This is a genomic window from Salinigranum sp. (genome assembly GCF_041641895.1).
GTDB lineage: Archaea > Halobacteriota > Halobacteria > Halobacteriales > Haloferacaceae > Salinigranum.
In genome coordinates, this window is record NZ_JBEPXO010000082.1 from 1 (window position 1) to 16,731 (window position 16,731).

At 68.2% G+C, this 16,731-nt stretch carries 16 protein-coding genes, 2 tRNA genes and 1 pseudogene; 15 read left to right on the top strand and 4 right to left on the bottom strand.

All coding sequences use genetic code 11. The annotated features are described in order from the left end of the window. Positions 1 to 216: 216 nt before the first annotated feature. Genes ACESK5_RS15495 through ACESK5_RS15515 form a run of 5 tightly spaced genes read left to right on the top strand, consistent with a single transcriptional unit; the run spans position 217 to position 4,396 of the window. Entirely contained in the window at positions 217 to 1,146 is a 930-nt protein-coding gene (locus ACESK5_RS15495; RefSeq protein WP_372912486.1) for a sulfide-dependent adenosine diphosphate thiazole synthase, read from the top strand. Between the two features lie 27 nt (positions 1,147 to 1,173). Then, on the top strand, positions 1,174 to 1,935 hold the full coding sequence (locus ACESK5_RS15500; protein WP_372912487.1) for a DUF6775 family putative metallopeptidase: 762 nt from the start codon (positions 1,174 to 1,176) through the stop codon (positions 1,933 to 1,935). A gap of 46 nt (positions 1,936 to 1,981) precedes the next feature. Then, positions 1,982 to 2,635, top strand: a complete 654-nt coding sequence (locus tag ACESK5_RS15505) for a protein-L-isoaspartate(D-aspartate) O-methyltransferase (protein WP_372912488.1) — start codon at positions 1,982 to 1,984, stop codon at positions 2,633 to 2,635. A gap of 56 nt (positions 2,636 to 2,691) precedes the next feature. After that, positions 2,692 to 3,633 (top strand): methyltransferase, encoded by a 942-nt coding sequence (locus ACESK5_RS15510; protein ID WP_372912489.1) that lies wholly within the window; start codon positions 2,692 to 2,694, stop codon positions 3,631 to 3,633. A 22-nt stretch (positions 3,634 to 3,655) separates the two neighbouring features. Further along, positions 3,656 to 4,396: a protein-L-isoaspartate O-methyltransferase gene (locus ACESK5_RS15515; RefSeq protein WP_372912490.1), complete on the top strand. Its 741-nt coding sequence runs from the start codon at positions 3,656 to 3,658 to the stop codon at positions 4,394 to 4,396. Between the two features lie 22 nt (positions 4,397 to 4,418). Here ACESK5_RS15515 and ACESK5_RS15520 read toward each other — a convergent pair whose 3' ends face one another. Next, positions 4,419 to 4,931, bottom strand: a complete 513-nt coding sequence (locus ACESK5_RS15520) for a carboxypeptidase-like regulatory domain-containing protein (RefSeq protein WP_372912491.1) — start codon at positions 4,929 to 4,931, stop codon at positions 4,419 to 4,421. Positions 4,932 to 5,008: 77 nt separating this feature from the next. Here ACESK5_RS15520 and ACESK5_RS15525 point away from each other — a divergent pair, with 77 nt between their 5' ends. Genes ACESK5_RS15525 through ACESK5_RS15535 form a run of 3 tightly spaced genes read left to right on the top strand, consistent with a single transcriptional unit; the run spans position 5,009 to position 6,779 of the window. Beyond that, entirely contained in the window at positions 5,009 to 6,088 is a 1,080-nt protein-coding gene (locus ACESK5_RS15525; protein WP_372912492.1) for an ATP-binding protein, read from the top strand. Beyond that, a complete protein-coding gene (locus tag ACESK5_RS15530) occupies positions 6,085 to 6,420 on the top strand; it encodes a CrcB family protein (RefSeq protein ID WP_372912493.1) in 336 nt (111 codons plus the stop codon). Before ACESK5_RS15525 ends, ACESK5_RS15530 begins: the two co-directional genes overlap by 4 nt. Then, positions 6,417 to 6,779 carry a CrcB family protein gene (locus tag ACESK5_RS15535; RefSeq protein ID WP_372912494.1) on the top strand — a complete coding sequence of 121 codons (363 nt, stop codon included), beginning with the start codon at positions 6,417 to 6,419 and terminating at the stop codon, positions 6,777 to 6,779. The genes ACESK5_RS15530 and ACESK5_RS15535 overlap by 4 nt, the downstream gene beginning before the upstream one ends. Here the strand turns inward: ACESK5_RS15535 and ACESK5_RS15540 are convergent. The 3 genes from ACESK5_RS15540 to ACESK5_RS15550 all read right to left on the bottom strand — a co-directional run bounded on the left by ACESK5_RS15540 (position 6,776) and on the right by ACESK5_RS15550 (position 7,608). Further along, entirely contained in the window at positions 6,776 to 7,189 is a 414-nt protein-coding gene (locus ACESK5_RS15540; RefSeq protein WP_372912495.1) for a MaoC/PaaZ C-terminal domain-containing protein, read from the bottom strand. The genes ACESK5_RS15535 and ACESK5_RS15540 overlap by 4 nt on opposite strands. 244 nt (positions 7,190 to 7,433) lie before the next feature. Continuing rightward, positions 7,434 to 7,506, bottom strand: a tRNA-Asp gene (locus tag ACESK5_RS15545). Between the two features lie 29 nt (positions 7,507 to 7,535). Further along, positions 7,536 to 7,608 (bottom strand) — tRNA-Asp (locus ACESK5_RS15550). Positions 7,609 to 7,849: 241 nt separating this feature from the next. Between ACESK5_RS15550 and ACESK5_RS15555 the strand changes: the two genes are divergently transcribed. The 7 genes and pseudogenes from ACESK5_RS15555 to ACESK5_RS15585 all read left to right on the top strand — a co-directional run. Next, positions 7,850 to 8,077 (top strand): DNA-directed RNA polymerase subunit H, encoded by a 228-nt coding sequence (locus ACESK5_RS15555; RefSeq protein WP_372912496.1) that lies wholly within the window; start codon positions 7,850 to 7,852, stop codon positions 8,075 to 8,077. Beyond that, positions 8,074 to 9,639, top strand: a complete 1,566-nt coding sequence (locus ACESK5_RS15560) for a DNA-directed RNA polymerase subunit B'' (protein ID WP_372912497.1) — start codon at positions 8,074 to 8,076, stop codon at positions 9,637 to 9,639. The genes ACESK5_RS15555 and ACESK5_RS15560 overlap by 4 nt, the downstream gene beginning before the upstream one ends. A 16-nt stretch (positions 9,640 to 9,655) precedes the next feature. Beyond that, a complete protein-coding gene (gene rpoB / locus ACESK5_RS15565) occupies positions 9,656 to 11,506 on the top strand; it encodes a DNA-directed RNA polymerase subunit B (protein ID WP_372912498.1) in 1,851 nt (616 codons plus the stop codon). 33 nt (positions 11,507 to 11,539) lie between these two features. Beyond that, on the top strand, positions 11,540 to 14,473 hold the full coding sequence (locus ACESK5_RS15570; protein ID WP_372912501.1) for a DNA-directed RNA polymerase subunit A': 2,934 nt from the start codon (positions 11,540 to 11,542) through the stop codon (positions 14,471 to 14,473). Continuing rightward, on the top strand, positions 14,466 to 15,788 hold the full coding sequence (gene rpoA2, locus ACESK5_RS15575; RefSeq protein WP_372912499.1) for a DNA-directed RNA polymerase subunit A'': 1,323 nt from the start codon (positions 14,466 to 14,468) through the stop codon (positions 15,786 to 15,788). The genes ACESK5_RS15570 and rpoA2 overlap by 8 nt, the downstream gene beginning before the upstream one ends. Before the next feature lie 18 nt (positions 15,789 to 15,806). After that, on the top strand, positions 15,807 to 16,229 hold the full coding sequence (locus ACESK5_RS15580) for a NusA-like transcription termination signal-binding factor (protein ID WP_372912500.1): 423 nt from the start codon (positions 15,807 to 15,809) through the stop codon (positions 16,227 to 16,229). A 104-nt stretch (positions 16,230 to 16,333) separates the two neighbouring features. Then, positions 16,334 to 16,731 (top strand): annotated as a pseudogene (locus ACESK5_RS15585) (mechanosensitive ion channel family protein); the annotation flags it as partial.

Consider the following 16,731-nt stretch of genomic DNA (forward strand, 5'->3'; position numbering starts at 1 on the left):
GACACGACGACTGCGGCCTGGTCCGCCTGGTAACGGCGTCGAAGGGCGTCGACGCGGCTGTCGTTCGTCTGTTTCTCACCCAGTCGACGGGACGTCGGTCACACTCGCAGATTCGCGCGTACAGTCCTTTCAGTCGCCAGCATCGGGCGAATCGACTGACAGTAGGTCGTCTCCCCAAGCGTTTTACCACTGCATCATACAACCTAGTAATCGCACATGAGCTCGAACGACCGGACGTTCAGCGACGTCGGCGAAGCACAGGTCACCCGCGCCATCGGGCAAGAGTGGACGGAGGAGTTCATGGACTTCTCCGACAGCGACGTCATCGTCGTCGGCGGGGGGCCGTCGGGACTGATGGCGGCGAAGGAACTGTCCGAACGGGGCGTGAAGACGATGGTCGTCGAGAAGAACAACTACCTCGGCGGGGGGTTCTGGCTCGGCGGCTTCCTGATGAACAAGGTCACCGTCCGCGACCCGGCGCAGTCGGTCCTCGACGGCCTCGACGTCGACTACAAGCGCGCTCGGGACACGGAGGGGTTGTACGTCGCCAACGGGCCGGAGGCGTGCTCCGGACTCATCAAGGCCGCCTGCGACGCCGGCGCGAAGATGCAGAACATGACGGAGTTCACCGACATCGTCGTCCGCGAGGACCACCGCGTCGGCGGCATCGTGATGAACTGGACGCCGGTGCACGCGCTCCCGCGCGAGATCACCTGCGTCGACCCCATCGCCGTCGAGGGCAGTCTGGTAATCGACGCGACGGGCCACGACGCGGTGGCCGTCTCGAAACTGCAGGAACGCGGCGTCCTCGACGCGCCCGGCCTCTCACACGCCGCCGAGCACAACACCGGGATGGACCAGACCGAGGAGGGGCAGTACGGCGCACCCGGCCACGACTCCCCCGGCCACGACTCGATGTGGGTGGGCGAGAGCGAGGACGCCGTCGTCGAACACACCGGCCTGGTCCACGAGGGCCTCGTCGCCACCGGCATGGCCGTGGCGACGACGTACGGCCTGCCGCGGATGGGGCCGACGTTCGGCGCGATGCTCCTCTCGGGCAAGCGCGCCGCACAGGTCGCCATCGACGAACTCGACGTCGACGCGCGCGACGTGGAGATGACGACGCGGACGCCCGCGGACGACTGACGCGGTGCGGGGAGGAGTCGAAGAGGGATGGTCGACACCGTCGTACTCTATCGCGCCCCCACGACCGTCGCGGACGCGACGGAGCTAGCGACGTGGCTCCGCGGCCGGGTCGACGCGGCGGTCGGCGTCCGCGGCCGGTTCCTCGACCGTCACGCCGACGCGGACCTCGCCGAGGCGTTCGCCACCGCCCGCGTGCACTCCCCTTACGAACGAGACACCGGGACGACGATGCTCGGCGCCGTCCGGTACGAGGATCGGGCGCTCGACGACCCCGACCGGGCTGGCGGCGTCCTGTACGACGGCGTCGCGGTCCAGGACGCACTCAACGCCCGCCTCCCGCGCGGGGAGTCGTCGCTGTCGACGCTCCACGTCGTCCTCACGGACCGGATGCTGGCGACGTGGGGCGACCACGACGGCCGCTGGCACAAGCGCGTCAGCGTGCTCGGTCAGCCCGCGCTCGTGTCGGTGCCGGGGCTGTACGAGGCGCCGGCGAAGCCCGAGGCGTACTACCGGGCGAAGCAGGAACGCGCGCTGGTGACGGGTGACGCGCCGCCGCGCGAGGTACTGGAGTCGGCCGTCGACGGCGAGTTCCTCGTCGCCGACGACCCCCGAACGACGGAGGCGCTGAAGGGGTACGTCCTCCAGGCCGTCGACTACGTCGAGACGGGCGAGCCGTTCTGCGACGTCGAGTCGTGTCGCCTCGCGAACCCACACAGACAGCCGGGCGTGGTCGGCGCGCAGCTGCGTCCCCCCGAGTTCTGTGACCGGCACGCGGAGCAGTACGGGTGAGCGCCTCACGACAACTTGTAACACGACCGGGCACCAAACAGTCGGTATGGTGCGTGACGGTGAGACCCCGGCGGCGGCCCGGCACGGACTGGTCGACCGTCTCGTCGAGCGTGGCTACGTCGAGCGCGAGTCGACCGAGCGTGCGCTCCGGGCGGTGCCGCGTCACGAGTTCGTCCCCGAAGGCAGTCGGCGCGAGGCGTACGCGGACCGCCCACTCTCCATCGGGAACGGCCAGACCATCAGCGCGCCGCACATGGTCGCCGTGATGACGGACCTCCTCGACCTCGCCCCGGGGGACCGGGTCCTCGAAATCGGCACCGGCTGTGGCTACCACGCAGCCGTGACGAGCGAGGTGGTCGGCCCGGAGAACGTCTACAGCGTCGAGTACGACGCCGAACTCGCCGCCGAGGCGCGAGCGCGACTCGACCGACTCGGCTACGACGTCCACGTCAGAGAGGGAGACGGCCGCCACGGGTGGCCCGAGCACGCCCCGTACGACCGCGCGTACCTCACCTGCGCGCCGCGAACCGTCCCCGGGATGATCGTCGACCAGGTCCGCGTCGGCGGGCGGGTGGTCTCGCCCGAAGGGACGGGACGCCAGACGCTCGTGGTACTCACACCCAGGGAGGAGGAGGGGGTCGAACGAACGACCCACGGCGGCGTCCGGTTCGTGTCGATGCAGGGCGACGCTGACGGGTAGCGACCGCTCCGGGGTCCCGAACGGGGAGTTTTCACCCGCTGGCACGGAGTCCGCGTATGCCCACCCGAGACGGCTCTGGACCCGACCACGAGGAACTGCTACTGCTGTGGGTCGCGCGTCGAACCGGCGTCCTCGACGCACTGACGACCGACGCCGGCACCGTCGACGAGGTGACCGAGGCGACGGACCTCAACCGCGAGACCACCGGCCGTGTCGTCCGGCTCCTCGCCGAGTACGGCTACCTCCACCCGATGGGCGACGAGTACGAGGTGACCAACCGGGCGCTGGGCTTCCTCGCGACGCGCGACGTCCGCTCCGTCGGGGCGACGCCGTACGCCCTCGACGAGATGGACGCGCTGGCCCGAATCGGCGACGACGCCGCCATGGAGGGGGACGAATCCGCGGACGACCGGCGGCTTCGCCACCGTCTCGGTGCGCACGCCGCGAGGGACGTGGCGACGGTTCGGGCGGGCGTGACCGCGGCGGTCCACGCGGCGCCCGACGCGGAGCGAGTCGTCGACGTGCGCGGCGCGTCGGGGGTGTACGCCACCGAGTTCGCGCGACGCGGCTACGCGGCGACGCTCGTCGAGGCCGGAACGGTGCTCGACGTCGTCGGACCGATGCTCGGGGAACGTGGCGTCGAGGCCGTCGCAGCCAACTCGGTCACGAACGTACCGGTAGCCGACGCCGACCTCGCGCTCCTGGCGGGCGTCCTCCAGCGCCATCCACCGGAGACGAATCGGGCGCTGCTCGACGCGGTGTACGACGTGCTCGGGGAGGGAGGCGTGGTCGTCGTGCTCGAACCGCTCAGGGGTGTCTCACCCGCAGCGCACCGAGTCGCCGTCGAGCGGCTCGCACAGGGCCGAGGGGACGCGTACACCGGAGAGGCGGTCACGACGTGGCTCGCGGCGGCTGGGTTCGTCGACGGCGACGTCCGCGACGTCCCCGGGACCGACTATCGAGCGGTCGTCGCCCGTTGCGAGCGTGGCGTTGATTAGGGTCGGGGGCCGAGACGGAAATATGGATATCGCGGTGGTTCGGGACGACATGGTCGACGGCATCGAGCAGCGCGCGTCGCTCGACGAGACCGTCTCTCAGGCCATGCGGACCGTCCCGCGCCACGAGTTCGTCGAGGACCGCCCGTACGACAACCGCCCCTCGGAGTTCGAGGGGACGCGCGTCCTCGCGCCGGGGCTCGCCGCGCGACTGGTCTCGGCGCTCTCTGTCGATTCCGAACACGCGGTCCTCGTCGTGGGCGTCGGCGTCGGCTACACGGCTGCCGTGCTGGCCGAACTCGTCGGTGACCGTCAGGTCCACGCCGTCGACATCGCCAGACCGCTCGTCTACGAGGCGCGCCGCAACCTCGACCGGGCGGGGTACGGCGGCGTCCTCGTCGACTGCCGCGACGGGGCCGACGGCCTCCCCGAGTACGCTCCCTACGACCGGATTCTCGTCGAGGCCGGTGCGGTCAGCCCGCCGAGACGGCTCCTCCGACAGCTCGCCACGGACGGGCGCCTGGTGATGCCGCTCGGCGGCGGCGGGCGAGAGCAGACGCTCGTCGCCGTCGCGGACGACGGGGACGAGGGCGAGGTGGTCGCGGAGTTCGGGGGCGTGCGGTTCCGGCCGCTCCTGGTCGACGGCGAACAGCACGGCGCTCGCCGCAACCGGACCGACCGCGAGGACGCCGAGTTCGCCAGACAGGGCTACTTCGCCCCCACCGGCTGGGAGCAGGAGTGGATCGACTGGGACGAACACCTCTGACGTCTCGGTCCGTGAGCACGCCCTACTCTCCCCGAACGACGAGAATCTCGGTGTTGCCGCGGCGGTCGACGTACCGACTCCCCGCCGGGGGTTTGATGTCGACAACGACGGTCCCGTCCTGCTGGTGAGCGAGGAGCGACGGTGCGATGGAGACGCTCGCGACGCCCCCGTCGCCCGTCTCCGCGGTGACGACCCCGTCGGCCAGGGAGGCGCTACCGCTCTTGACGACGACCGTCGCACCGGGAACCGGGTCGCCGTCGGAGTCGACCACGACGAGGTCGAGTTCGTGTGAGCCGGGGGTGACGACGTCCTCTTCGGGCCGGACGTCCAGTTCCGCGACGGCGAGCCCCTCGGCCCCGGAGAGCATGTTCAGCATCAGACTGAGGCTCGCGACGCCGACGACGAGTGCGACGACCAGTCTGACGGGGAGGCCCTCGATGGCGCGTTCGTCCCGGCAGAAGGGCGAGCGCGCGAGGGCGGCCGAGAGTGAGGGAGTGAACGGCGAGTCGGGGTCGCTCCGGTCGTGCGGTGACATACCGCCCGGTGGCCCCGGCACCGTATTTGAACCCTCGGACCAGTGTTTACGTAGGGGGACGGGGCCAGTTCGGGACCATGCACGTGCTCGGACGGATGGGAGCGTCGGACGGACCGGTCGGGTCGCTCGGTCGGTATCGCGCCCGTGACGGGAGCGAGGGGGCGGCGGTCGGCGTCGACCTCGACCGACCGCACGCGGCGCTCGTGGTCGGCAAGCGAGGCTCCGGCAAGTCGTACACGCTGGGCGTCCTCGCCGAGGAGTGTGCGCGGGCGTCGGCCGTCGCTCCGGTAGTCGTCGACCCGCTCGGTCCCCTGGGTGGACTCGGTGCGTGGGGTCGTGTCGTCGCGGGGCCGACGGTCCGGGCGTCGGCCGTTCCGCCGCGGTCGTGGCCCGAACTCGTCGGGCTCGACCCGGTGAGTCCACCGGGTGCGCTCGTCTGGCAGGCCGCGGCCGCCGCGGACACACTCGACGGGATGTGTACGCACCTCGAAGCGGCGACGGCCGAAGCGGGAGCGAGACGGGCGGCGACGAACCACCTCGAACTGGCACGGTCGTGGGAGGTGTTCTCGCCGACGGGGCTGGACGCCGACGCGCTCGTCGCGGCCCCTGTGACGGTCCTCGACTGTGCGGAGCAGTCGCCGGGCGCGCGCGACGCGGTGACGTACGCCGTCGCGCGGGCACTGTACGACGCGCGTCTCGACGGGAGGCTCGACTGCCTCCCGTGGCTGTTCGTCGACGAGGCCCACGTCGCATTCGACGGTGTGGCCGGTGCGGCACTGGAGACGCTTCTCACCCGCGGTCGAGCACCCGGTGTCAGCCTCGTCTGTGCGACCCAGCGCCCCGGTGCGCTCCCACCCGTGGCAGCCTCGCAGGCCGACCTCGTCGTCGCTCACCGGCTCACGTCGGAGGCGGACGTGGTGGCACTCCGAGCGTGCGAAGCGACGTACGTCGACGGCACGCTTCGAGAACGACTCCCGACCGAGCGGGGTGAGGCGCTCGTCGTCGACGACCGCACGGAGTCGGTCCACGTCGTCCGTGTACGCGAGCGCGAGACGGCACACGGAGGGGCGAGTCCGCGAGCGAGTGCGATGGCCGCGGCGACCGGTCGAGCCGAACCGAAAGCGAGGAGTGAGGGCGACGGGTTCGGACAGGCATGAGACGAACCGACCCGCTGTACGTGAGCCTCGGCGGGTTCGTCGGTGCCGTCCTCCGCTGGTCGGTCGGAGTGGTCGTGCCGGGCGAACTGGGGACGCTCGTCGTGAACGTCCTCGGGAGCTTCGCGCTCGGCGTGCTGGTCACGGCCGTCACCAGCCACCGACTCAGAGTGCTCGTGGGGACGGGACTGCTCTCCTCGTTCACCACCTACAGCACGTTCGCCGTCGAGACGGCCACCGTCGCCCCGTCGCTGGGCCTCGCAAACGTCGGCGCGAACTACGCGTTCGGTATCGCCGCGGCTACCCTCGGCGTCGCCTGGGGGCGACGGCGGTGACGCCGGACCCGTCGCTCGCGACCGCACTCCTGGTCGGTGTGGGTGGGACGCTCGGGGCACTGACGCGGTTCGGCGTCGACACCCTGCTCGGTGGTCCCCGGGGGGTGTTCGCGGTGAACGTCCTCGGGAGCGTCGCGCTCGGCGCACTCGTCGCCGCACCCGTCGACGGCGCGCTCCTGCTCGTCTTCGGGACCGGTTTCTGCGGCGCGTTCACGACGTTCTCCTCGTTCGCCGTCGGCGTCGTCGAGTACGCACAGGCGGGCGACCAGCGCGTCGCGGCCCGTTACGCGCTCGGGACGCTCGTCGCCGCGCTCGGGGGCGTGGCGCTGGGCGGCGGTGTGACCCGGGCGCTCCTCTAGTCCGACCCGCCCCGGTCCGACCGCCACACGAGTCCCGTCACCTCCCCTCGGAGGACCACCGTCTGTTCGGCGTCCGCACGCCGACTCGCAGTCCGGCGGCACTCGACGCTCGCCGTCAGGTCGTACCGGTCGGGACGGGCGTCCACGCGTTCCGTCGTCCACTCACAGCGGACGGTGTCGCCGGCGTAGACGGGGGCGAGGAAGTCGAACGTCATCGTCCGGGCGAGGACCGCGAGGTCACCGCCGACTTCCGTCGAGAGCGTCGCCGTCAGGAGGCCGTGCACCATCGGGGGGTCGCGCTCGGTGTGGATGGCCTGCGTGTCGCGCGAGACGGCGGCGAACTCCTCGACGTCGTCGGCGGTGAACGTGCGTTCGACGACGTGGACGTCGCCTTCCTGGGGCGGAGGCATCGGACGGGGCGGGGTTCGAGGCAGGGGGAGAAAGGTTGTGGGGGTCGGCAGCGATGGTAGCGCGCGAGGGCGAGCGACCGGACAGCGACGGAAAGACGCCCGGAGCGGGATTTGAACCACGGTCGTTCCGCTCACTTCGTTCGCTCCACTCCCTGGTTCAAATCCCTTCGTCGCGTCTGTGCGACTCACGGGTGGCGAGCGACACGCACAGCGGCCACTCGTCGAGTAGTTCGTCGCAAAAGGACGCCCGGAGCGGGATTTGAACCCGCGTCACGACCGTGACAGGGTCGTATGATGGGCCACTACACCATCCGGGCTTGCCAGTCCGCGAAAGTCGAGACGAGAGCGCCCGGAGCGGGATTTGAACCCGCGTCACGACCGTGACAGGGTCGTATGATGGGCCACTACACCATCCGGGCACTACGCACTCATCAGTATCCGGGTTTCGTAAATAAGGCTTCCCATCTCACCACGGCGTGTGAGACGATACCGTCGGACCCTCCGTAAGGCATTTATCTCCAGTTTGCGTGTGTGTAGCTACCAGCCCGCTCGTGGTCGGAGAGCGGTGCTACCCGCAGCGGTTGACAAGGGTTAAATGGCTGGCCCCTGAATCCAACTGTAGTATCTCGTGAGAGCTTCTTCCCATCCACCCCGACATCCATGGTCAACGTAAGCGAACACACCCTAGTTCCGGAGCACACTATCCTCGACGAACCCGAAATCGAGGAGATGATGGCTGAGTACGACGTCGAGCGGGTGAACCTGCCGAAGATCCGCACGTCCGACCCGGCGCTGCCCGACGAGGCCGAGGCCGGCGACGTCGTCAAGATCGTCCGCGACTCGCGAACGACAGACACGGCGGTCGTCTACCGATTGGTGATCGAATGAATCGACAGTCACGACGCACGATCTCCCGAGAGTACTTCTCGCAGGAACGGCTCGCAGAACACCACTTCCGCTCGTTCAACAACTTCCTCCAGCGTGGGATGCAGGAGGTCGTCGACGAGAAGGAGACCATCGAGACCGACATCGGCGACAAGGAGGGCGAGGAGCCGGTGTGGGTCGAACTCGGTGACATCCGCGTCGAGACACCCAGAGTGAGAGAGGCCGACGGGAGCGAGGAGCTGCTGTTCCCACAGGAGGCCCGCCTCCGCAACATCACCTACGCCGCGCCGGTGTTCATGGAGATGTCCATCGTCCGCGGCGGCGAGGAGGAAGAGGAGGTCGTCCTCGACTCCACCGAGACGAAGGTGGGCCGGATGCCCATCATGGTCGGCTCGCGCAAGTGCAACATCTCCGAACTCTCGGACGCGGACCTCGTCGAAATCGGCGAGGACCCCGTCGACCCCGGCGGCTACTTCATCGTCAACGGCTCCGAGCGCGTCCTCATGACCAGCGAGGACCTCGCGCCGAACAAGATTCTCGCCGAGTACGACACCAAGTACGGCGACGAGATCCAGGTCGCGAAGACGTTCTCCCAGCGCCGGGGCTACCGGGCACTCGTCCTCTGTGAGCGGAACCGCGAGGGCCTGCTCGAGGTGTCGTTCCCCTCGGTCTCGGGCTCCGTGAACTTCGTCACGCTCGTCCGTGCCCTCGGCCTGGAGTCGGACGAGGAGATCGTCCACCGCGTCTCGGACGACCCCGAAATCGTGAAGTTCATGCTGGAGAACCTGGAGGAGGCGCCGGTCCAGACCGAAGAGCAGGCCATCGAGGCGCTCGGCAAGCGCGTCGCTGGCGGCCAGGGGAAGAACTACCAGCTGAAACGCGCCAACTACGTCATCGACCGCTACCTGCTCCCCCACCTCCACGAGGAGGGCGTCGAGGAGGAGGAGGTACGCATCAACAAGTCGTACTACCTCTGCCGGATGGCCGAGGCGTGTTTCGAACTCGCGCTCGGCCGGCGCGAGTCCGACGACAAGGACCACTACGCGAACAAGCGGCTCAAGGTGTCGGGCGACCTGATGCGTGACCTGTTCCGGACGGCGCTGAACAAGCTCGCACGCGACGTGAAGTACCAGCTCGAACGGGCGAACATGCGCAACCGGAACCTCACGGTCAACACCGTCGTCCGGTCGGACGTGCTGACCGAGCGCCTCGAGCACCCCATCGCCACCGGGAACTGGGTCGGGGGACGCTCCGGTGTCTCACAACTCGTCGATCGGACGGACTACATGGGCGTCCTGTCGCACCTCCGGAGACTGCGCTCGCCGCTGTCACGCTCACAGCCGCACTTCGAGGCGCGGGACCTCCACGCGACCCAGTGGGGTCGCATCTGTCCCTCCGAGACCCCGGAGGGACCGAACTGTGGCCTGGTGAAGAACTTCGCACAGGCGATGGAGCTGTCACAGAACGTCGAGGACGAGCGGGCGCTCAAGCGAGAGCTGGCGCACATGGGCGTACAGGGCATGCCCGGACTCGAGGGCGTCGAGACGACACCTGCGGACGACTAATCTAAGACTAAGACTGATGGCGCAAGCACGAGAAGCGAAAGTATACGTCAACGGGAGCCTGGTCGGGACCCACGAGGACCCCCACGAGCTCGCAGAACAGATCCGTGAAGCACGACGACGGGGAGACGTCTCCCAGATGGTCAACGTCTCGGTGAAGGACCGGACCCGCGAGGTCATCATCAACGCCGACGCGGGCCGCGCACGCCGGCCGCTCATCGTCGTCGAACAGGGCGAACCGCTCCTCGACGACGAGCACATCGAGGCGGTCGAGAACGGCGACATCTCGTTCGACGACCTGGTCGACCGCGGCCTCATCGAGTTCATCGACGCCGAGGAGGAGGAGGACATCCTGGTCGCCGTCGACGAGGAGGACATCGAGTACTACCCCGACGACCCCGAGAAGCAGAACACGACCCACCTCGAAATCGACCCGCAGCTCATCTTCGGCATCGGCGCCGGGATGATTCCGTACCCTGAGCACAACGCCTCGCCGCGCATCACGATGGGCGCGGGGATGATGAAGCAGTCGCTCGGGCTACCGGCGGCGAACTACCGCATCCGGCCCGACACGCGCCAGCACCTCCTGCACTACCCCCAGCTGGCGATGGTCAAGACTCAGACCACCGAACAGATCGGCTTCGACGAGCGCCCCGCGGCGCAGAACTTCTGCGTGGCAGTCATGAGCTACGAGGGGTTCAACATCGAGGACGCGCTCGTCATGAACAAGGGGTCGGTCGAACGCGGCCTCGCCCGCTCGCACTTCTTCCGCACCTACGAGGGCGAGGAGCGCCGCTACCCTGGCGGGCAGGAGGACCGCTTCGAGATTCCCTCTCAGGACGTCCGCGGCGCGCGCGGCGAGGACGCCTACACCCACCTTGACGAGGACGGCCTCGTCAACCCCGAGACGGTCGTCGACGAGAACTCCGTCTTGCTCGGGAAGACCTCACCCCCGCGCTTCCTCGAGGAACCGGACGACATGGGCGGCCTGAGCCCGCAGAAGCGGCGCGAGACGTCGGTGACGATGCGCTCTGGCGAGTCCGGCGTCGTCGACACCGTGACGCTGATGGAAGGTGAGGACGGCTCGAAGCTCGCAAAGGTGAGCGTCCGGGACCAGCGCATCCCGGAACTCGGCGACAAGTTCGCGTCCCGTCACGGTCAGAAAGGGGTCGTCGGTCACCTCGCCCCGCAGGAGGACATGCCGTTCACCGAGGACGGGGTCGTCCCTGACCTCGTCCTGAACCCCCACGCGCTCCCGTCGCGGATGACGGTCGGGCACGTGCTGGAGATGCTCGGCGGCAAGGTCGGTGCGCTCGAGGGACGCCGCGTCGACGGGACCGCGTTCCAGGGCGAGAACGAGGACGAACTCCGCAGCGCGCTGGAGGAGCACGGCTTCAAGTCGTCGGGCAAAGAGGTGATGTACTCAGGCGTCACCGGCGAGAAGATCGAGGCCGAAATCTTCGTCGGCACCATCTTCTACCACAAGCTGTACCACATGGTGTCGAACAAGCTCCACGCGCGCTCGCGCGGCCCGGTGCAGGTCCTGACGCGACAGCCGACGGAGGGCCGCGCCCGCGAGGGTGGGCTCCGCGTCGGCGAGATGGAGCGCGAGGTACTCATCGGTCACGGGGCGGCGATGGCGCTCAAGGAACGCCTGCTCGACTCCTCCGACAGGGAAGACGTCTACATCTCCGCCGACACCGGGATGGTCGCCGTCGAGGACGTCGACCAGCGCCGCATCTACGACCCCATCACGGGCGACGAGGACAACATCCACGAGATCGAGGTGAGCTACGCGTTCAAACTCCTCCTCGACGAGATGGTCGCGCTCGGCATCCGGCCGCGACTCGAACTCGAAGACGCAGTCTGACCCTCCACCCACACACCCACACCACACATGTCAATGCAGACACCCAAGGAACTCGGCGGCATCCACTTCGGGCTGATGGACCCCGAGACGTACCGCGACATGTCCGCCACGAAGGTCATCACGGCGGACACCTACGACGACGACGGCTACCCCATCGACATGGGGCTGATGGACCCCCGACTGGGCGTCATCGACCCCGGCCTGCAGTGTCGGACCTGCGGGCAGCACTCGGGGTCGTGCAACGGCCACTTCGGGCACATCGAGCTCGCCGCTCCCGTCATCCACGTCGGGTTCACGAAGCTCATCCGTCGCCTGCTCCGGTCGACCTGCCGCGAGTGCGGCCGACTGGCGCTCGTCGAAGAAGAGCGCGAGGAGTACCGCCAGCAGCTCGAACGAGCGAGAGAGCTCGGCGAGGACCCGAACGACGCGCTGAAGGCCGCGGTTCGGCAGGCGCGGAAGGCGAAGCGCTGTCCGCACCCCGACTGCAGCGCCCCACAGCACGACATCAAACACGAGAAACCGACGACGTACTACGAGGTCCAGGACGTGCTCGCGTCGGACTACTCCGAGCGCATCGCCCAGGCGATGCAGCCGGACCCCGACGACGAGGACGACAGGGGCGTCGCCCCCCAGGAACTCGCCGACGAGACGGGCATCCCGCTCGACCGGGTCAACGAGATTCTCTCGGGGACGTTCCGCCCGAAGTCCGAGGACCGAAAGAAGATCGAGAAGGCGCTGAGCGTCGACCTCACCGAGGAGGACATGAACAAGCTGATGCCCTCGGACATCCGCGACTGGTTCGAGGACATCCCGAACGAGGACATCGCGGTACTCGGCATCGACGCGGACCGTGCGCGCCCCGAGTGGATGATCCTGACCGTCCTGCCGGTCCCGCCGGTCACCGCCCGTCCCTCCATCACGCTGGACAACGGCCAGCGGAGCGAGGACGACCTCACGCACAAGCTGGTCGACATCATCCGCATCAACCAGCGGTTCATGGAGAATCGCGAGGCGGGTGCCCCGCAACTGATCATCGAGGACCTCTGGGAACTGCTGCAGTACCACGTCACCACGTTCATCGACAACGAGATTTCGGGCACCCCACCGGCACGACACCGTTCCGGCCGACCACTGAAGACGCTCAGTCAGCGGCTGAAGGGCAAGGAGGGACGCTTCCGTGGCTCCCTCTCGGGGAAGCGCGTGAACTTCTCCGCCCGGACCGTCATCTCGCCCGATCCGACCCTCTCGCTGAACGAAGTAGGCGTCCCCGCACGGGTCGCACGGGAGATGACCCAGACGATGAACGTCACCGAGCGAAACATCGAGAACGCCCGGCAGTTCGTCCGTAACGGCCCCGAGGGGCACCCCGGCGCCAACTACGTCCGCCGGCCGGACGGTCGCCGGCTGAAGGTGACCGAGAAGAACTGCGAGGAACTCGCGGAGAAGGTCGAACTCGGCTGGGAAGTGAATCGGCACCTCATCGACGGTGACATCGTCATCTTCAACCGCCAGCCGTCGCTGCACCGAATGTCCATCATGGCCCACGAGGTGGTCGTGATGCCGTACAAGACGTTCCGGCTGAACACGACGGTGTGTCCGCCGTACAACGCCGACTTCGACGGTGACGAGATGAACATGCACGCGCTGCAGAACGAGGAGGCGCGTGCGGAGGCGCGCGTCCTGATGCGCGTCCAAGAGCAGATCCTCTCGCCCCGGTTCGGCGAGAACATCATCGGTGCCATCCAGGACCACATCTCGGGGACGTACCTGCTCACCCACGAGAACCCCCAGTTCTCGGAGACGCAGGCGCTCGACCTCCTGCGGGCGACGAGCATCGACGAACTACCCGAACCCGAGGGCGAAGACGAGGACGGCCCCTACTGGACGGGGCGACAGCTCTTCTCCGAACTGCTGCCCGACGACCTGAACCTCGAGTTCGAGTCGTCGGCCGGCGGGACGGTCGTCATCGCGGACGGCCAGCTCGTCGAGGGGACCATCGACGAGGACGCCGTCGGCGCGTTCGGGGGCGAAGTCGTCGACACCATCACCAAGGTGTACTCGAAGACGCGCGCCCGCGTGTTCATCAACGAGGTGGCGGCGCTGGCGATGCGCGCCATCATGCACTTCGGGTTCTCCATCGGCATCGACGACGAGTCCATCCCGGAGACGGCGAACCAGCTGGTCGACGAGGCCATCGAGTCCGCCTACGAGCAGATCCAAGAGCTCATCGAGGTGTACGAGCAGGGCGAACTCGAATCCCTGCCCGGCCGGACTGTCGACGAGACGCTGGAGATGAAAATCATGCAGCGGCTCGGCAAGGCGCGTGACTCCGCCGGTGAAATCGCCGAGGACCACTTCGAGGACGACAACCCCGCCGTCATCATGGCCCGCTCGGGCGCCCGTGGGTCGATGCTGAACCTCACGCAGATGGCCGGCTGTGTCGGCCAGCAGGCGGTCCGCGGCGAGCGAATCAACCGCGGCTACGAGGACCGCACGCTGAGCCACTATCAGAAGGACGACCTCTCCGCCGACGCCCACGGCTTCGTCGAGAACTCCTACCGTGCGGGGCTCACCCCGCGGGAGTTCTTCTTCCACGCGATGGGCGGCCGCGAGGGGCTGGTCGACACGGCAGTCCGGACCTCGAAGTCCGGCTACCTCCAGCGCCGGCTCATCAACGCCCTGTCCGAGTTGGAGGCACAGTACGACGGCTCCGTCCGGGACACCTCCGGAACTGTTGTCCAGTTCGAGTTCGGCGAGGACGGCACCTCGCCCGTGAAGGTCTCCTCGAAGGAGGAACACAGCATCGACATCGAGAACATCGCCGACCGCGTCATCGAGGCCGAGTTCGCCTCCGACGAGGAGAAGGAACGTTTCCTCGGTGACTCGGAGCCGCCGACGAACCTCTCGGAGTACGCGGGGCCAGGACTCGACAAGGCACAGGGTCTGGAGGTGGAGTCGGATGACTGACGACGTCGACCCGGTCGGTGAGTACGAGTACGTCACCGAAGACATCGAGGTTGTCGTCGAGGACACCGAACTCCCGCGCCGACTGAAGACGCAGGTGTACGAGGTCATCGAGCGCCGGGAGGGCGTGACCGTCGAGCAGGCGGACGAGATCGCTCGCGCGGCGGAGACGCAGTACCTCGACACCCGCGTGGACCCGCTCGACCCCGTCGGGACCGTCTCGGCGCAGTCCATCGGCGAGCCGGGGACGCAGATGACGATGAACACGTTCCACTACGCGGGCGTCGCCGAGATCGACGTGACGCAGGGACTCCCCCGCCTCATCGAGCTGGTGGACGCACGGAAGACGCCCGACACCCCGATGATGACGGTCTACCTCGACCCCGACCACATCGAGGAACGCATCGAAGAGGTCGACGATCCGGAGTACGACGAGCGGGACGTCGCTCACGAGGTCGTCTGGCAGATCGAGGCGACGAAGATACTCGCGTTGGGCGACGTCTCGACGAACGTGGCGGACATGCTCGTCAACATCGACCTCAACGATGACACCCTGCGCGAGCGGTGGCCGACGGCGGACGACGTCGGGACCGTCGCTCAGGAGATTGCCGACGAGATCGAGGACGCGCTCGGCGTCGAGACCACTCGCATGGGGACAGTCATCGAGTTCGGCCCGAAGCAGCCCTCGTACCGTCAGCTGCTGCAACTCGTCGAGGAGCTACGCGACATCGTCTTCAAGGGCATCGAGGAGGTGTCCCGCGTGGTCATCCGCCGTGAGAAGACCGACGGCGGTGACAGCGACGACGACGGTGAGGAGTTCGTCCTCTACACCGAGGGGTCGGCCTTCGGCGACGTCCTCAGCATCGAGGGCGTCGACGGCACCCGCTCGACGTCGAACAACATCCACGAGGTGTACCGCCAACTCGGCGTCGAGGCCGCCCGCGAGGCCATCATCAACGAGACGATGGAGACGCTGGAAGAACAGGGGCTCGACGACGTGAACGTCCGCCACCTGATGCTCGTCGCGGACATCATGACCAACCGCGGGACCATCGAGTCCATCGGTCGGCACGGCATCTCGGGGTCGAAAGACTCCGTCCTCGCCCGCGCGGCGTTCGAGGTGACGGTCAACCACCTCCTCGACGCCGCCATCCACGGCGAGATGGACGACCTCAACGGCGTCATCGAGAACGTCATCGTCGGCAAGCCGGTCGCTATCGGGACGGGGGACGTCAACCTCCGGATGGGCTCGATCGACGCCGACGTCGAGACGCCCGAGACCGACGCGACGGCCAGTCCCGAGCCGTCGGACGACTGACCGGGAGTCGAGACAGCGATGCGCGTCACCCTCTCGGACACGGCCCGCCAGTACATCGCCCTCTTCGAGGACGTGACCGGTGCGACCGCACGCGACTGTCTCGTCCACGACGACGGCCGCGTCACGTTCCTCGTCGCGGCCGGCGAGATGGGACAGGCCATCGGACCGGGAGGCAAGCGCGTCCAGCGGGTCGAGGAGAAACTCGGCCGCGAGGTGACGCTGGTCGAGGACGCCGACACGCCGGAGGCGTTCGTCGCGAACGCGCTGGCACCGGCCGTCGTCACACACGTCACGGTCTCGGAGCAGAACGACCGCGTGGCCTACGTCGAAGTCGACTCGGAAGACCGCGGCGTCGCCATCGGGACGGCCGGGAAGAACATCCGGACCGCGCGCGAGCTAGCGCGCCGGCACTGGGACCTCGACGACGTCCAGTTGACGTAGTCGGCACCGTTTTCTACGTCTCGTGTCGGAGGCTCTTCCCGACGCCCGCGCACCTCCGACACCAGTCTGACAGGTTTTTACGCTCGCGTCACGGCACGAGAGTCATGACGCGCTCCGTGTTCGCCCAACTGCCGCCGGGGTTACCGACCGAGTTCACCGGCGTCGAAGACGTCGCCGTCCGTACGCTCGGCTTCGTCGTCGTGGCGGCCCTAGTGTACGCCGTCGGCCGACTGCTCGTCGTGCCGACGGTGAGCCGGGTCGTCCGCGCGCGGAACCGGAACAACCCGACTATCGAGACGGCGACCGAGACGTACGCGCACCTGTTCGTGGTGGGCGTGGCGACCGTCGCCGGCGTCGTCGCCGCCGGGTTCGGCGACGTGTTGACCGACGCGTCTATCGTCATCGCCGCCGTCTCGCTCGTCGTCGGCGCGGCGAGTCAGGACGTCATCGGGTCGCTCGTCTCCGGACTGTTCCTCGTCGCGGACCGCGACTTCAACGTCGG

What these genes read in the sequence shown, in the direction of transcription:
- ACESK5_RS15495 (WP_372912486.1), top strand. Translation starts at nt 217, where the DNA reads ATGAGCTCGAACGACCGGACGTTCAGCGACGTCGGCGAAGCACAGGTC.
- ACESK5_RS15500 (WP_372912487.1), top strand. Translation starts at nt 1,174, where the DNA reads ATGGTCGACACCGTCGTACTCTATCGCGCCCCCACGACCGTCGCGGAC.
- ACESK5_RS15505 (WP_372912488.1), top strand. Translation starts at nt 1,982, where the DNA reads ATGGTGCGTGACGGTGAGACCCCGGCGGCGGCCCGGCACGGACTGGTC.
- ACESK5_RS15510 (WP_372912489.1), top strand. Translation starts at nt 2,692, where the DNA reads ATGCCCACCCGAGACGGCTCTGGACCCGACCACGAGGAACTGCTACTG.
- ACESK5_RS15515 (WP_372912490.1), top strand. Translation starts at nt 3,656, where the DNA reads ATGGATATCGCGGTGGTTCGGGACGACATGGTCGACGGCATCGAGCAG.
- ACESK5_RS15520 (WP_372912491.1), bottom strand. Translation starts at nt 4,931, where the DNA reads ATGTCACCGCACGACCGGAGCGACCCCGACTCGCCGTTCACTCCCTCA.
- ACESK5_RS15525 (WP_372912492.1), top strand. Translation starts at nt 5,009, where the DNA reads ATGCACGTGCTCGGACGGATGGGAGCGTCGGACGGACCGGTCGGGTCG.
- ACESK5_RS15530 (WP_372912493.1), top strand. Translation starts at nt 6,085, where the DNA reads ATGAGACGAACCGACCCGCTGTACGTGAGCCTCGGCGGGTTCGTCGGT.
- ACESK5_RS15540 (WP_372912495.1), bottom strand. Translation starts at nt 7,189, where the DNA reads ATGCCTCCGCCCCAGGAAGGCGACGTCCACGTCGTCGAACGCACGTTC.
- ACESK5_RS15555 (WP_372912496.1), top strand. Translation starts at nt 7,850, where the DNA reads ATGGTCAACGTAAGCGAACACACCCTAGTTCCGGAGCACACTATCCTC.
- ACESK5_RS15560 (WP_372912497.1), top strand. Translation starts at nt 8,074, where the DNA reads ATGAATCGACAGTCACGACGCACGATCTCCCGAGAGTACTTCTCGCAG.
- rpoB (WP_372912498.1), top strand. Translation starts at nt 9,656, where the DNA reads ATGGCGCAAGCACGAGAAGCGAAAGTATACGTCAACGGGAGCCTGGTC.
- ACESK5_RS15570 (WP_372912501.1), top strand. Translation starts at nt 11,540, where the DNA reads ATGCAGACACCCAAGGAACTCGGCGGCATCCACTTCGGGCTGATGGAC.
- rpoA2 (WP_372912499.1), top strand. Translation starts at nt 14,466, where the DNA reads ATGACTGACGACGTCGACCCGGTCGGTGAGTACGAGTACGTCACCGAA.
- ACESK5_RS15580 (WP_372912500.1), top strand. Translation starts at nt 15,807, where the DNA reads ATGCGCGTCACCCTCTCGGACACGGCCCGCCAGTACATCGCCCTCTTC.